Here is a 14,827-nt window from a genome sequence, read left to right on the forward strand (position 1 = left end):
TTAAGTAGGTCGGCAATCCTTTGCCGACACAGCGGATCTGTCGGCAAAGGATTGCCGACCTACGGACTGAGCGGTGTCTGTTCACCTGCAACGCGGCTAACGATGCGACTATCGCACCGTTCGCTCGCGTATAATGGCCGCCTATGGTGATCAGGCAAGAATCGGTACATCGTTTTTCCGGTCTGGCAAGTTCCGGCCGCGAGCTTTTTTTTGCACGTCGAAGCTTTATACATTTATTCCGGCCGGCCGCGGTTCTGCTGCTGACTTTCCTGCTTGCCGCCTGCGGCAGTCCTCTGAACAATCCTTATCCGGCCGGGGACAAGGGCAGGAACATTCTTTATACCTCCTTCACCGAGCGGCCCAAGCACCTGGACCCGGCGCGGGCCTACAGCTCGAATGAATACGAGATCATCGCCCAGATTTACGAGCCGCTGTTGCAGTATGCCTATCTGAAAAGGCCCTATCAGCTCGAGCCGCTGACGGCGGAGGCTCTGCCAATAGTGACTTACCTCGATAAGGATTTGCGTCCGCTCCCGGACAACGCGCCTGAGGAACGGATAGCGTACAGCGAATACGATATTCGCCTTCGTCCGAACATCCTGTTTCAGCCTCATCCGGCATTCGCCAGGAACGGCGATGGGAGCTTTCGCTATCACGCGCTGACCGAAGGCGAATTGGCGAAAATAAGCACGATTACCGATTTTGCCGAAACCGGCGCCCGAGAGCTGACGGCCGAGGATTACGCTTATCAGATCAAGCGGCTGGTGCATCCCCAGCTGCATTCTCCGATCGCCGAGATGATGAAGAGTTATATCGTCGGTCTCAAGGAGACGGGCGAGCGGATGGCGAAGGATTTCGACGCCCGGCCGGATAAATCGGAATTTTTCGATATTCGCGGCTATACCGTGGAGGGCGTCGACATCGCCGATGCGCACCGCTTGAAGATCCGGCTGCACGGCAAGTATCCGCAGTTCCGCTTCTGGCTGGCGATGCCGTTTTTTGCCCCCATGCCTTGGGAAGCGGATGCGTTTTATGCCCAGAGGGGGTTGATCGAAAAGAACATCACCCTCGACTGGTATCCGGTCGGCACCGGCGCCTATATGCTGGCGGAGAACAATCCGAACCGGCGCATGGTGTTGCTGAAAAACCCCAATTATCACGATGAGTTCTACCCGGCAGAGGGCGAGCCGGAGGATGCGGCGAAGGGTTACTTGAAGGATGCCGGGCAAAAGCTGCCGTTTATCGAGAAAGTCGTCTTCACTTTGGAAAAGGAAACGATTCCCTATTGGAACAAGTTCCTGCAGGGCTATTACGACGCCTCGGGGATCGCTTCGGACAATTTCGATCAGGCCGTCCAGTTCACCGGGCAGAACGATGCCGAACTGACGCCGGAGATGAAGGCCAAGGATATCCACTTGGAGACGGCGATCACGACGACCATATTCTATATGGGCTTCAACATGCTCGATGCCACGGTGGGCGGGCTGGACGAGGCCAAATCCAAGCTTCGCCAAGCCATCAACATCGCGGTCGATTACGAGGAATTCATCGATATTTTCATCAACGGACGCGGCGTTCCGGCCCTGGGGATTTTGCCTCCGGACATTTTCGGTCACGTCGAGGGCAAGGACGGGATCAACCCTTACGTGTACGACTGGGCGGACGGCGCGCCGCGCCGCAAGAACATCGAGGCCGCGAAAAAGCTCCTGGCCGAGGCCGGCTACCCCAACGGTGTCGACGCCAAGACCGGCAGGCCCTTGGTGCTTTATCTCGATACCGTGGCGCGGGGCCCCGACGACAAATCGATTCTGAACTGGTACCGCAAGCAATTCGCCAAGCTCGGCATTCAGCTGGTGCTGCGCACCACCGATTACAACCAGTTCCAGCAGAAGATGCTGAACGGCAACGCACAGATTTTTATGTGGGGCTGGAATGCCGATTATCCCGACCCGGAAAACTTCTTTTTCCTGGTGTACGGCGAGAACGCCAAGGTGGGCAAGGGCGGAGAGAACGCGGCCAATTATAAGAACCCGGAATTCGATCGCTTGTTCGAGCGTATGCGCAACATGGACGACGGGGAGGAGCGTTTCCGTATCATCCAGGCCATGCAGGAAATCCTTAGGCACGATTCGCCCTGGTTATTCGGTTATCATCCCAAGGCTTTTTCGCTGCATCATGACTGGTTCCGCAACCTCAAACCCAATCTGATGGCCAACAACGGGCTCAAGTACCGGCGCATCGAAGCCGAGCAGCGGGAGCTCAAGCGGGCGGAGTGGAACCGGCCGATCTATTGGCCGCTGGCCGCGGGTTCGGGGCTGCTGGTCGCGGCGATCGTCCCGGCCTATTCGACCTATCGCCGCCGCATGAGGTCCACCGCGTTATGATCCGCTATATCATCCGCCGCGTGCTCTACGCTCTTCCGCTGCTATTGGGCGTGAACATCCTGACCTTTCTGCTGTTCTTCGTGGTGAATACGCCGGACGACATGGCGCGTATGCATCTCGGGGAGAAGCATGTCACCCAGGAGGCGGTCGAAGGGTGGAAACACGAGCGCGGCTACGATTTGCCCCTGTTCTGGAACGATAAAGCGGAAGGCGCCGAGAAGGCGACCCGGACGATTTTTTATCAGAAGTCGGTGGGTCTGTTTATGTTTCGGTTCGGACGTTCCGACAGCGGACGCGAAATCGGCGCCGATATCCGTCAGCGCATGTGGCCGTCCCTCGCCATCGCGGTGCCTTCGCTCATCGTCGGGCTTTTGGTGCACATCAGCCTGGCGCTACTCCTGGTGTTTTTCCGGCTGACTTATCTGGAATTCTGGGGCATTGCCTTGTGCGTCGCGCTGATGTCCGTTTCGTTCCTGTTCTACATCATCGGCGGACAATACCTATTGGGAAAACTGCTGCAGCTCACGCCGATCTCGGGTTACGACTCCGGAGTCAACGCTATCCGTTTCCTGATCCTGCCCTTGGCCATCAGCGTGGTTGCCGGCATTGGTTCCGGCGTGCGCTGGTATCGAACCCTGTTCCTGGAGGAAGTGGAGAAGGATTATGTCCGTACCGCGCGGGCCAAGGGGCTGTCCGAGCCGCAGGTGCTGTTCGGGCATGTGCTCAAGAATGCGATGATTCCTATTTTGACCGGGGTGGTCGTGGTGCTGCCCTTGCTGTTCACCGGCAGTCTGATCACCGAATCGTTCTTCGCCATTCCGGGGCTAGGCAGCTATACCATCGATGCCATCAGCCAGCAGGATTTCGCCATCGTGCGCGCCATGGTGTTTCTAGGCTCTGCGCTTTACGTCCTCGGTCTTCTGCTGACCGATCTTTCCTATACGCTGGTCGATCCAAGGGTGAGGCTGGGTTGAGCGGGACTCGCAAGCGTCGAAAAAGACAGGCCATTGCAACGGTGTTAAATGCGGAGACGCACATGAACAGAGAATACACGGCGATTACCAAGCAAATCGGCGAATGGCGGGTGGGATGGATCGAAGAAATCCCCGGCGTGAATTGCCAGGAAAGAACTCATGAAGAGTTGTTGAAAAGCCTCAGGATAACTCTGATCGAGGCGCTGCAATTCAATCACGAGGAGGCGAGTTCTCGTAGGGTGGGTTAGGCCGCGAGGCCGTAACCCACCGAGAGACCTCGGATTGGTGGGTTACGCTGCGCTAACCCACCCTACAATTAATCTTCTCAAGATTTGCAAGGACTTAGGTGTGCCGCTCGCAAAGTAATCCGACATGTTGAAGCTGCTCTGGACCGACATTCTGTTCTTCATCCTGCTGGCGGGGTTCGCCGTGCTCGTCGTCCGGGCCAGGGGCCGCGAGCATTTGCGCCGGCCCTGGCGCAAGGTGGCGCAGAGCCGCAGCGCCATGGTGTCGCTGGTAATTCTGCTGGCTTACCTTTTCATTGCCGTATTGGATTCGATCCACTTTCATCCGCGGATTGAAGGCGAAAACGGCCAATACCAAGGCGAGGTGATCAGCGTGCTGGACAGCTGGATGACGCCGATCCGGACGCGCGTGGAAAAAACCTATTCGGCGCCTTTTTCGTCCTACGCCTATGCCAAGGAAATGATCCGTCAGCCGGACGGTACGCAACGATGGGACTATCCCCGTTTGCAATACGGCGGCGCGCATCTGGCCGATCCGGAACACGAGAATATAGCGGATATTCTGACGACCGGCATGAAGGGATTTGGAAAGGGAGTATTGGTCTGGCTATTGCCGGCTTTGCTGGTCGTCGCCTGGCGCAGCCGCCAGGACCGTATCGGTCCGGCCGAGAGTTTCAAGCGCATCGCCCTCGGCCGAACGGAAATTCCGTGGCGGGCCGCATTACTGACGCTGTTCCTCATTTTGGCATGCGGCGGCACGCTGGGCGAGCTGGGGCTGCGCTATCACGTGCTCGGCACGGACAAGGTCGGCGAGGACGTGTTCTACCAAAGCCTCAAGAGCGTTCGGACCGGGCTTTTGATCGGCACCCTGACCACCTTCGCTACGCTGCCGCTGGCCTTGGGATTCGGTATCCTCGCCGGTTATTTCCGCGGCTGGGTCGACGATGTGATCCAGTATCTTTACACCACCCTCAATTCCATCCCCGGCGTGCTGCTCATCGCTGCCGCCATGCTCATCATGCAGGTGTACATGGCCCGGCACGAGGACGACTTCGCCAGCCTGGCGCTGCGGGCCGATTTCAGGCTGCTGTTTCTTTGCCTGATTCTCGGCATGACCAGCTGGACCGGCTTGTGCCGCCTGCTCCGCGCGGAAACCCTGAAGTTGCGCGAAATGGAATACGTTCAGGCGGCTCGGGCGCTGGGCGTCAGGCAAGGCACGATCCTGGCGCGGCATATCCTGCCCAACGTATTCCATCTGGTGCTGATTTCGGTAGCCCTGGATTTCAGTTCGCTCGTGCTGGCCGAGGCCGTGCTGTCGTACGTGAATATCGGCGTCGATCCCACCATGGAGAGCTGGGGCAACATGATCAACAGCGCCCGGCTCGAAATGGCGCGGGACCCGGTGGTGTGGTGGTCGTTGGCGGCCGCGTTTCTGTTCATGTTCACCCTGGTGCTCGCCGCCAATCTTTTTGCGGATGCCGTGCGGGATGCTTTCGATCCGAGGCGGGCGGAGTGATGGACTAGCCATTGTCATCATGTTCGATAAGGCCATGGTATTTTTTCCAGATTCCCGGAGGTAGCTTTTCATGAAATTAAAAGTGATCGTCCATCAGGCCGAGGAGGGCGGTTATTGGGCTGAAATTCCTGCGATTCCAGGCTGTGCTTCTCAAGGCGAAACCTTAGAGGAGTTGTTGGCGAATCTTCATGAGGCCGTAGAAGCTTGCTTGTCCATTGAGGTCGAGGAGAAAGGTCTCGCACAGACGGACAGGATTTTGGAGATCGCCGTTTGAAAACCATTTCCGGCAAAGCTTTAGGGAAATTGCCGGAGCGGCATGGATGGGAGCTAAAGAGAATCAACGGCAGCCATCATGTCTACGGAAAGCAAGGTTATTCGGCGCGTATTTCGGTTCCTGTTCACGGCAATGAGCCGCTCAAAATCGGGCTTCTAAAACATTTTCTTAAGGTGGCCGAAATTTCGGAGCATGAATTGTGAGTGTTGTCTCTGAGGTGCTGGAAACCGGTGTAGAGCGGCAACCGGCCAGCTCGCTTTTGTCGGTCTCCGATCTCCACGTGAGTTTCCGTCAGGGCGCGGAGCTGATACCTGCCGTTAGCGGGGTTTCGTTTCATATCGACAAGGGCGAGACTTTCGCCCTCGTGGGCGAGTCGGGTTCGGGAAAATCGGTCACGGCGCTGTCGGTATTAAGGCTCTTGCCCCACAATGGACGAATCATGAGGGGGCAAGTGAGTCTTGGGGGCACCGATTTGTTCGGGTTGCCGGAATATGCCATGAGCGCCATCCGTGGGCTGCGCATCGGCATTATTTTCCAGGATCCCATGAGTTCGCTGAACCCGGTCATGACGGTAGGACGGCAAATCGGCGAAGTCCTGCGCTTGCAACGGGGTTTGCAGGGCAGGGCGGCGAGAAATCGTGCCTCGGAGCTCCTGGATCATGTGGGACTGCCGAATCCGGAGCGGCATCTGAATGAATATCCCCACCAGCTTTCCGGCGGCATGCGGCAGCGGGTCATGATTGCCATCGCTCTGGCCGGGGAGCCGGACCTCTTGATCGCCGACGAGCCGACTACCGCTTTGGACGTGACGATTCAGGCGCAAATTCTGGAGCTTCTCGAGCGACTGAAGCGCGAAAGCGGAATGGCGCTGTGGCTGATCACCCATGATTTCGGCATCGTCGCGGAACTGGCCGACCGCGTGGCCGTCATGCGCGCCGGCAAGATCGTGGAACAGAGCGATCGAGAAGGGTTTTTCGAAAAACCGGAGCATCCTTACAGCCGCGAGCTGTTCACGGTCATGCCCCGCTTGGACGCCTGCCTAGCCCGGCCCGAAACACATCATTCGGACCCGCTGCTAGTCGTGGAGGACTTCAAGGTCCATTACCCGATCAAGCGCGGCATCCTTCAGCGGACCGTGGATTATGTCAGGGCTGTGGATGGTGTTTCGCTTTCGGTGGCGCAGGGCGAGACCCTGGCCCTGGTGGGCGAGTCCGGATGCGGCAAGACTACCCTGGGCAAGGGGATTCTCAATCTGATCGAGAATTCCGGTGGGCGGGTCCGCTTCGATGGCGCCGATATCACCGGGCTTCGCGGCGAGGAACGCCGGAAACGTTACGCCGAGATGCAGATCGTGTTTCAGGACCCGTATTCCTCCATGAATCCGCGCATGGTCGTGGGCGACATCGTCGAAGAGGGACTACGTGCCTTGCATCCGTCCATGACCGAGAAGGAGCGGCGCGAACGAGTCGAGGATTTGCTCCACAGCGTCGGTTTGCCGAAAGAGGCCCGATTGCGTTATCCGCACGAATTTTCCGGCGGACAGAGGCAGCGCATCTGCATCGCGCGGGCCTTGGCTGTCGATCCCAAGCTGATCGTGTGCGACGAGCCGACCAGCGCCCTCGACGTTTCGGTCCAAGCCCAAATTTTGAAGCTTTTGAGGGATCTGCGCGATCGGCGTGGTCTCAGTTATTTGTTCATCACCCACGATTTGGCCGTGGTGGCCGAGTTGGCCGATCGGGTGGCGGTCATGCACCGGGGCAAGATCGTCGAAATGGGGTCGACTCAGCAAGTTCTTTTTAAGCCGGCTCACTCTTACACCAAGCGTCTGTTGGAGGCAGTGCCGAAGTTAAGAAAGGGACAAAAATAGTTTCTCTCACTTCCAAGTGACAGTGAGCGGAACGAAACGCCTTATGGCCGCTCGGCTGAAATGAAAAAGCCGGGCGCAAGGCCCGGCTAAATGCAGATCGATAACAGGCGTTCGTCTAGTTCTGTACCGCCGGCAAAGTGAGAGGACTGCCACCTGCGTCATTAATACAGCCGGGCTGTTCAAAGCCGGCCGTGACGCCATCCCCGTTGCCGTTATACTGGTCGAGAATAATATTGTCCGGACGAGCGGGATCGCCCGATACACCGCCGACACCCTGCATCTGGTCCAATCCCAGGTTCTTACGAACGCGCCAGGCGATGTTGTGGTCGGCACAGGAGGTATCGCCGCTAACACCCACGGCACCGATGATCTTTCCATTCTTGTAGAGGCCCAATCCGCCCCCGAATACGTTTACGCCACCGGGACGTTTGCCCACCATCGGGTCATTGGCCTGACCATAGTGCTTCGGGTTACCGCCGTAAGCCACGCCGGGATTTACCGGATTGCTGAACTGAAGGCCGTACAAACTGCCGCCGAGCATCGTTTCCGCGTTGGCGCCGGAGGTTCCTTGCGCGGCCGAGTAAAGGTTACCGGTGGAGAGTGCTAGGCCATTAAGGCTAAATGCATTGGCCGTATTGGCTTTTTGGGCGGAAATTACGCGGCTGCCGGGCCATTGGGCGCCACGGTTAGCTCCGGAGAAGGCAACCGCACAGACTACGCCATCACGATTGACGATGGTGCCCCACATGTCGAAGTCCAGTCCGCTGCTTTCGCTGGCAACGGCGCTGATGAGAGCATTTTTCAGCTCGGCATGGGAGGGCAAACCGTTGCACGCCTCCTTGCCAGCGGAAGAATCCGCCATAACATTGCTGCAAGCCAAGGCAGCCGCCCCCAAGGCTATTATTATTTCTCTTGATTTCATAGCAGAATTTCCATTCGTTTGTTGGTGTTGAAAGACAAATAAAGTTATTGAGCGTACCGTCCGCAGCCGGCGGATTACAGGCAAATTAAGAAAAAAGCCCAAAAAGCATTAATTAACAGGGTTTGAAGTCAGATTTCGACAATAACAGGAGCATAAAGCGGGCCATGTCTTTTGTCCCAGTGTTGCAAAAGACAATACGGGCTTTCCAGGAAGCGATTTTCCATTAAATCTAGATTGCTAAGACAAATGGCACGACTATAAACCGGCTATACCGTTTTGCGACTGTAAAAAAAACTGACATTTTCTGTTATCAAGAAGCCGGAATGAGTGATTAATCCGGATAAACCTATGTCCGTATCCTTTTTCATATGTTTTTACATCTTTATCAGGAAGTTAAAGTGTCAGCTTTTTTTACAAATAAGCCGAATCGGTTAGCGCCAGAACACTCCTTCAGGTAACGTTCCAGACTTTCCGGTCAATCGTCCCTCGCCCGATTGATGCAGCAGCGCAAAAATTTCGGCGGCGGCTTTTTTCTCGGTTTCCCCCCAGCTTTTGATTCTTCCGTCGCAGTAATGCTGTCGCAGGGCGTTTTGAATCCGTTCGTCGGTTTCCTGCGTTAAGGGGACGACCTTGCGCCAAACGGCGTCCGACTCGCAGATCGATTTTTTGGCCGCGTCCGCCGCCTTCAAAAATCCTGAAAGCGCATTCTCGTGAGCATTGGCCCAGTCCTCCCTAAAAACATAACCGAGACTCGGTACATCGGCGTCTACCCCCAAGCCTCGAAGTATGCCGCGTCCATCGATAAGACGACGATAATTCTGAGCCTCCAGTTTGGCGGCGAAATTCCAGTAATTCAGGACGGCGTCCAGCTTGCCTTGTTGCAACTGTTGGTTGAGCAGCGGCGGCGCGCCGAAGACCTTGTCGGCGGACTTGTCGAGGTCCAGGCCGTGCTGTTTTTGAGCCAGAGCGCGCAGCAGCAGCCAGTTTTTGTCCAATCCGCCGCCCGCGATGCCTAGCCGCTTTCCCTTGAGATCGGCGATCCCTTGGATGGAAGAGCCGGCCGGTACGATCAACGCCCCATGGCTGGTAGAGTAGGGCAGAAAAGTGACATCCATGCCTTGCCCGCGCTGATTGGCCACCCAGATCCAATCGGACACGATTACATCGACGCTTCCTCCTTGCAGGGCGATTTTCCCCGCCTCGGCGCTGGCAAGGGGAGTCGTTTCTATGGTGATCCCCTGCGCCTTATCGAGTTTTTCCTCTTGAATAACGGCAAGCTCCCAGTTGAGCGTGCCGAAAGCCAGCATGCCGATTTTGATCTTTTGATCGACGGTTTCGGCACAAACGTGACCGGCAGCGATCAGGGCGAGGAAAATCGAGATGACGATTTGATTGTGCATGATGTTTAAACCGGTGCTAAAGAAAGGACTGTAACATTTCCAGGGCGGTAGCTTCAGGATAAAGCCGAACACATCATTGTCCGCATGCCTCGCTTAAAATTCTTGCCATTTTGGGCCCGTTGACTGCGGTACAGTATTCGCGTTTGACCGCGGCTCGTCCGGCTTGTCCCAGGCGGATGCGCAGGTCGGGGTTATGCAGTAGTTCCAGCAAGGCGGCTTTCCATTCCGATTCGGTGGAGGCGAGAAAGCCGTTGACGCCATGCTCGACGATCCTGAGGTTGGCTCCGACCGGCGAGGCGACCACGGGTTTGTGGCAGCCCATGTACTGGATGAGTTTATAGCCGCATTTCCCCCTTTCCCAAGGGGTATCGGACAGGGGCATGATGCCGACGTCAAAGCGCCGGATTTCGTCCACTTCGGTTTGTTCCGACCAGTCGCGATACTCGATGTCAACATTGGAGAGCCGCAAATGCGCGGCTTCCGCCCCCACCACTTTTATCCGTAAGGGATGGTCCCGTGCTATCGCCGAAAAAACGTCGTTCAAATTTCGCAAATACTGCGCCGTAGTGGGCGAACCTATCCAGCCGATGGTGAAGATGTCGTTTGGTTCGGTCGGATTCTGGGGATAGCGGTTCAAGTCGATCGAGGTTGGGATAAGCGCCACACGTGCGGCGCCGGCTTTAGTCGCCCGCTCGGCGAGGTATTCGCTTCCCGCGATCACCGCTTTGGAATGCCGCATGACGCGGTCTATCTTATCGCCCAGGATTTTGCGGATGACAGGATTGGCGTGACGATCGTAGCGGTGGAAGATGGCGTCGTCGTAGTCGACGACATAGGGAATTCCCGCGCGCGCCATGGCGGTCTCGATCCAAGCCGGAAGCCAGGGCAATACCTCCGCTTCGATCCAGATCAGGTCGTATGCGCGTAATCCCATCAGGGATACGATCCGCCTGCCGTAGCCGGCGAGCGCATAGCGCAGCGATTTTCCGTGTCCGGCATAGAATCGTTCGAGATACTCGTCCTTGAAGAAAGGCGCGACCGTGATCCGAAATCCCTGGCTTTCGAGATAGGGTAGATACTGATACGAGCGGAGCCGGCTGCTGGCCCCGAGTTGGCCGTAGCGGCTAAGAAGCAGCACCTTCATTTATCGATCGGCGCGTCTGGCCCAAACCGTCATCCGTGCGGTTTGGCCGAGCCGGCTCAGGATCAGGGCCAGCGGATAAAGGGGCAGGTTGAAAATTTCGGGATGCCGCTTGAGGAAGCGGGAAACGGTCGAATTGGGCCATTTGTCTTCGATGAGATAAGCCGTGCTCGCCACTAAATCGGTCATCACTTTCTGGTAAAGAATCTTCTCGATGCGCCAACCCGTAGCGTTCAGCAGGGCTTCCAAAGTCTCCGGGGTGAAGTGGTACAAATGGGCGGGCAAGTGCAAGGGAAACCATCGCTGTTTGAACCAGCCGAGTTGGAAGCAGGCCGCGTTGGGAACCGAGATGGCCAGCCAGCCGTCCTTCCGGGTCCAGCGATGCAGCTTGTTGAGCGCGAGCACGGGGTCGTGCAGGTGTTCCAGCACCATCCAGCCTACCACCAGATCGAACTGTTCGGCGGGTTCGGGCGCCGATTCCAGGCTCCCGCAATGAACCGAGAAGCCTGCATCTTGAGCATTCTTCGCCGCCGTGGGCGAAAATTCTATGCCTTCCACTCGCCAGCCTTTATCGGCCATTCGCCCTAGAAAGCTGCCCGAGGCGCAACCGATTTCCAGCATTCGTCCCGGTTCGAGTGCGGGCAAGGACAGGCTGTGTATCCTCAAGGCATTTCTGACGAATTCCTTAATGGCATTCGCCGCTGTTCTGAAACGCGAATGGGTAATGCGGGTGCCGGCGTAAGGCCCGTAAGTCTCGGGATAGTAATAGCCGATGGTGTCCGCGGTCGGTCTCGGATCGGTTCGCAACAACCCGCACGCCGAACATCGAACCACGGAATACGTGCCGGGCAGGTCATGCAGTCTGTCCCTTCCTTGCAGAACCAATTCATCGCGGCTTTCGCAGCCCATGGGACAGGGCTTGCTTTCAAGAGCAATAGAATCTGGCGTATCAGTTGAAACCATATTGATGTTTAGCGAGAGCTGGCTAGACGGGCTTTATCGATCCACGCCAGGCCCAGACCGATCGGAAGACTGATCCCGAACAGCAGCGGAAAGCCGACTTCCGCCAAGCTGGCATATAAGGATTCTCCGGCATGGACCGAGTATCGGATGAAGTTGGCCATATTCTTGAGCTTGGGTTTGATCCCGGTGGGCAAGCGTACCGCTTCGCCGTAATAAAGCCGAGCGCCTCTCGGGCTTCGATAGCGTATTGCCCTCGCTTTGGCGGTCAATCCGTCGGGCAGATACTGAATGATCCGCATCACCTCGTTGACGCACCGGAATCTCGGATTGAGCCGGTTGAACACGACACCTTCCACCAGGAATCTTTCGCCGGGGATTTCCGGAAAAGGATATGACCGCAGCCGTTCGGTCCGGACGAAATAACACTTGTCGCCTTTCATGTTCATTTCGAACCAGTATTCCCGATGGCTCATATCCATGGAGTCCCGGGGAAACCGCTTCGGGACGATGCTCCCGTCGCGATAAGCGCACAATCCCATGACGCCATCCAAGGACTCTTTTTCTTCGGGAGGAATGGCATTCCAGATTTCATGGAATCGTTTCAGAGTGTGGGGCAGAAGGAGATCGTCGGAATCCTGGATCAGAAAAAACTCGCCGGATGCCAGGCTCAGCCCCCGATTGATCGCCACATGCTTGCCCCGATTCTCCTGATGAACGTAGACGATAGGGAAGCCGGCGTTGGCTTGCCATTCCTCGACCCGTGCCCGGGTATCGTCGGTGGAACCGTCGTCCACGATGATCCACTCGAAATCGGTAAACGTCTGCGCCTTGAGGCTCTCAAAAACCTCGGCCAGCAACCGAGCCCGGTTGTAGGTCGGGGTGAAGATCGTGAATGTGTATGACGGCATCGTCGAACCGATCAGGCAGACCGCTCGAACAGGGTATTTTCCCGTTCCCGAAGAATGCGGTACCCGTTGTCCGAAATGAGGGATCGTAGTTGTCGTTTCCGCTCGGCCGTTTGCGGACCGCCTTCGATCTCGACCAGGATGTAGGCTGGTTTAAGCTGGGGAATATCGGCAATGTCATCGAAAAACCGATTCAGGACCGGATATTCGAATCCTTCGATATCCAGCTTCAGGACATCGATCTTTTTGATATCAGCCATCTGCAAAGCGTCATACAAGGAATGGCACTGGACCTCCTCCGTCTCTCCCTCGGCCTTGAGGAAACTGTTGGCGCCCCGGTTGCCTTGCCGATTGAGCCCTAGCCGCAGCATCTCCTTCTTGTCCGAGATGCCGATTTGATAGGCGGCGATCACGCTGTTCCGACCGTTGATTTCGATATTTTTTCGCAGGAGTCGGAAATTTTCCGTCGCCGCCTCGAAGGCGATCACCTTGCCGGATGCGCCGACGATCTCCGCGGCGAACAGCGCGTAGGCGCCGATATTGCTGCCCACGTCCACGAATACGCCGCCTTTCGGCAAACGCTTCATCAGGAATTTTCGCTCCCACCGGTCGTACATGTGCGGGATGAAGAACAGATTGCCGCCCACGCAATCGGAAGGATCGAGGATCATCTCGATGTCGCGTCCCCGGTAATTCCAGATGGTGGAGCGAAACAAGGCCCCGGAGATGAACGAGCAGACCAAGGGTTTGACGATGCGGTTGCTGATTCCGCTAAACCGCCAAACGGGCGGAATAAGCCGCGTCATGGCTTTGGCGGCTTTGACGAAAGGCGGTATCGGGCTGATCGCTAGATCCATGTTCATCGTTGATTTTTGTTGTTGGGCGTTTAGCCGATGAGACCCAATTTTAACCTGGTTTTGACGATTACCAGCGCTGAAAGATTTATGCCGGCGACTGCGATTGCGCTGGCAATAGCCGCGCCCATGGCGCCGTGTTCGCCGATGAGATACAGCTCCAAAGGCAGTTGCACGGCCAAGCCGCCGCCCATGAGCCATGTGGCTTCCTTCTGATGTCCGGTCATGGTCAGCAGGATGGTCCCGAGACCGGTCAGAGCGTACAGCGATTTTCCGGCCAGGAGCATGATCAGAAGAGGGTAAGCATCCACGAACGATGCTCCGAAAATACCGAGTATGTATTTTCCGGTGCCGGCAATGAATGAGGCGGCCGTCAAAACGAACAAGGCATTGCCTATTGTGGTGATTTTCAGTAGCCGCCGGAGGTCCGGAATCAAGCGATTGTTCCAATGTGCGGCGATTAAAGGCGCGGTTACGCTGCTGGCCACGACCAAGCCGAAAGCTGCGAAATCTGCGACTCTGGCCGCTACCGCATACGAACCGGCTTCCCGCGTGCCCACCATCGATCCGATCAGGAGGATGTCCAATTGGCTGATCAGCAGCTGGATGCCGACGACGACGAACATGGGAACGGCCATGGTCAGCCATTCTTTTTTTCGATAGGACGGCAGGCTGCCGGAAACGCCCTCCGGCAGGGATTGCCGAAGCCATGCGCTGCCCAGCAGGAAGTTGGTCATGGCTACGGCCAGGCTGATCAGCATTGCCGTCACGGGATCGACGAAGTCGTGAAACCCGAAATAAATCGCCGACAGCAGAATGATCAGGAGCAGGGGGCGAACGAGGTTTTCCGGGAGTTCGGCGAAACTGATTTTGAGCAGGCCGCGGAGAACGCCCACGCGCAATTCGGACAAGGACATGAAGGGCACATGGAGGAAAGCCAGGATGAAAACATAACGATGCAGATCGTCCATTGTGTCTTTCAGCAGCCAGCCGATCATCGCTGCGGCTGACCCGATGACAAGGCAAGCTCCGAGCGTGCTGCGCGTCGCGAAAGCCATGAAACCTAGAATGGCGCCCCAGTCTTTCTGCGAGTTGTAAATCGCGACGTACCGGATCGAGGTCTGTACCATGCCCAGTTGGGCCAGCCAGGATAAGATCGGGGTGAAGGCGAGGGCGTACACGAATAGCCCGTAATTGTCGGAACCCATGAACCGCGCGGTAATCGCCTGAGCCGTGAACGACAGGCCGATGCCGACCGCTCGGAGGCTGAAAGTGCCTATTGCGTTGCGAACGAGATAAAAAAAGGTCCGGTCTTTCCCGAACCTCGGTTTTGCGATCATTGATTCCGATAAGGTTTGAATGGGTTTGCGCGAGCGCGCGAC

Annotated in this window: 14 protein-coding genes; 7 read left to right on the forward strand and 7 right to left on the reverse strand. The window is 56.7% G+C overall.

Annotated elements, in window-relative coordinates:
- The first annotated feature begins 143 nt into the window (after nt 1-143).
- The 7 genes from B2A78_RS05590 to B2A78_RS05620 all read left to right on the forward strand — a co-directional run bounded on the left by B2A78_RS05590 (nt 144) and on the right by B2A78_RS05620 (nt 7,260).
- Nucleotides 144-2,384, forward strand: coding sequence for an ABC transporter substrate-binding protein (locus B2A78_RS05590; protein ID WP_077728929.1), 2,241 nt, complete (start codon nt 144-146; stop codon nt 2,382-2,384).
- Nucleotides 2,381-3,358, forward strand: a complete 978-nt coding sequence (locus B2A78_RS05595) for an ABC transporter permease (RefSeq protein ID WP_077728930.1) — start codon at nt 2,381-2,383, stop codon at nt 3,356-3,358. Before B2A78_RS05590 ends, B2A78_RS05595 begins: the two co-directional genes overlap by 4 nt.
- A gap of 62 nt (nt 3,359-3,420) precedes the next feature.
- Nucleotides 3,421-3,606 carry a hypothetical protein gene (locus B2A78_RS05600; protein WP_077728931.1) on the forward strand — a complete coding sequence of 62 codons (186 nt, stop codon included), beginning with the start codon at nt 3,421-3,423 and terminating at the stop codon, nt 3,604-3,606.
- Nucleotides 3,607-3,730: 124 nt separating this feature from the next.
- Nucleotides 3,731-5,119, forward strand: a complete 1,389-nt coding sequence (locus B2A78_RS05605; RefSeq protein WP_077728932.1) for an ABC transporter permease — start codon at nt 3,731-3,733, stop codon at nt 5,117-5,119.
- Between the two features lie 70 nt (nt 5,120-5,189).
- Entirely contained in the window at nt 5,190-5,393 is a 204-nt protein-coding gene (locus B2A78_RS05610) for a type II toxin-antitoxin system HicB family antitoxin (protein WP_077728933.1), read from the forward strand.
- Nucleotides 5,390-5,596, forward strand: coding sequence for a type II toxin-antitoxin system HicA family toxin (locus B2A78_RS05615; protein ID WP_077728934.1), 207 nt, complete (start codon nt 5,390-5,392; stop codon nt 5,594-5,596). Before B2A78_RS05610 ends, B2A78_RS05615 begins: the two co-directional genes overlap by 4 nt.
- On the forward strand, nt 5,593-7,260 hold the full coding sequence (locus tag B2A78_RS05620) for a dipeptide ABC transporter ATP-binding protein (protein WP_240502421.1): 1,668 nt from the start codon (nt 5,593-5,595) through the stop codon (nt 7,258-7,260). Before B2A78_RS05615 ends, B2A78_RS05620 begins: the two co-directional genes overlap by 4 nt.
- Before the next feature lie 115 nt (nt 7,261-7,375).
- On the opposite strand, the gene B2A78_RS05625 is transcribed toward B2A78_RS05620, so the two are convergent.
- The 7 genes from B2A78_RS05625 to B2A78_RS05655 form a co-directional block, all read right to left on the reverse strand.
- On the reverse strand, nt 7,376-8,182 hold the full coding sequence (locus tag B2A78_RS05625) for a heme-binding protein (protein WP_077728935.1): 807 nt from the start codon (nt 8,180-8,182) through the stop codon (nt 7,376-7,378).
- A 431-nt stretch (nt 8,183-8,613) separates the two neighbouring features.
- The gene (locus B2A78_RS05630; protein ID WP_077729111.1) at nt 8,614-9,582 is read right to left on the reverse strand and encodes an ABC transporter substrate-binding protein; all 969 of its coding nucleotides are present in this window, start codon (nt 9,580-9,582) and stop codon (nt 8,614-8,616) included.
- A gap of 73 nt (nt 9,583-9,655) precedes the next feature.
- Nucleotides 9,656-10,726 (reverse strand): glycosyltransferase family 4 protein, encoded by a 1,071-nt coding sequence (locus B2A78_RS05635; RefSeq protein ID WP_077728936.1) that lies wholly within the window; start codon nt 10,724-10,726, stop codon nt 9,656-9,658.
- The gene (locus B2A78_RS05640) at nt 10,727-11,632 is read right to left on the reverse strand and encodes a class I SAM-dependent methyltransferase (RefSeq protein ID WP_205780681.1); all 906 of its coding nucleotides are present in this window, start codon (nt 11,630-11,632) and stop codon (nt 10,727-10,729) included.
- Nucleotides 11,633-11,694: 62 nt separating this feature from the next.
- Nucleotides 11,695-12,594, reverse strand: a complete 900-nt coding sequence (locus tag B2A78_RS05645; protein WP_077728938.1) for a glycosyltransferase family 2 protein — start codon at nt 12,592-12,594, stop codon at nt 11,695-11,697.
- An 11-nt stretch (nt 12,595-12,605) separates the two neighbouring features.
- The gene (locus B2A78_RS05650; RefSeq protein WP_077728939.1) at nt 12,606-13,454 is read right to left on the reverse strand and encodes an FkbM family methyltransferase; all 849 of its coding nucleotides are present in this window, start codon (nt 13,452-13,454) and stop codon (nt 12,606-12,608) included.
- 23 nt (nt 13,455-13,477) lie between these two features.
- Nucleotides 13,478-14,785, reverse strand: coding sequence for an oligosaccharide flippase family protein (locus B2A78_RS05655; protein WP_077728940.1), 1,308 nt, complete (start codon nt 14,783-14,785; stop codon nt 13,478-13,480).
- Nucleotides 14,786-14,827 lie beyond the last annotated feature (42 nt).

The sequence above is a fragment of the Methylocaldum sp. 14B genome (genome assembly GCF_002005105.1).
Classification (GTDB): Bacteria; Pseudomonadota; Gammaproteobacteria; order Methylococcales; family Methylococcaceae; genus Methylocaldum.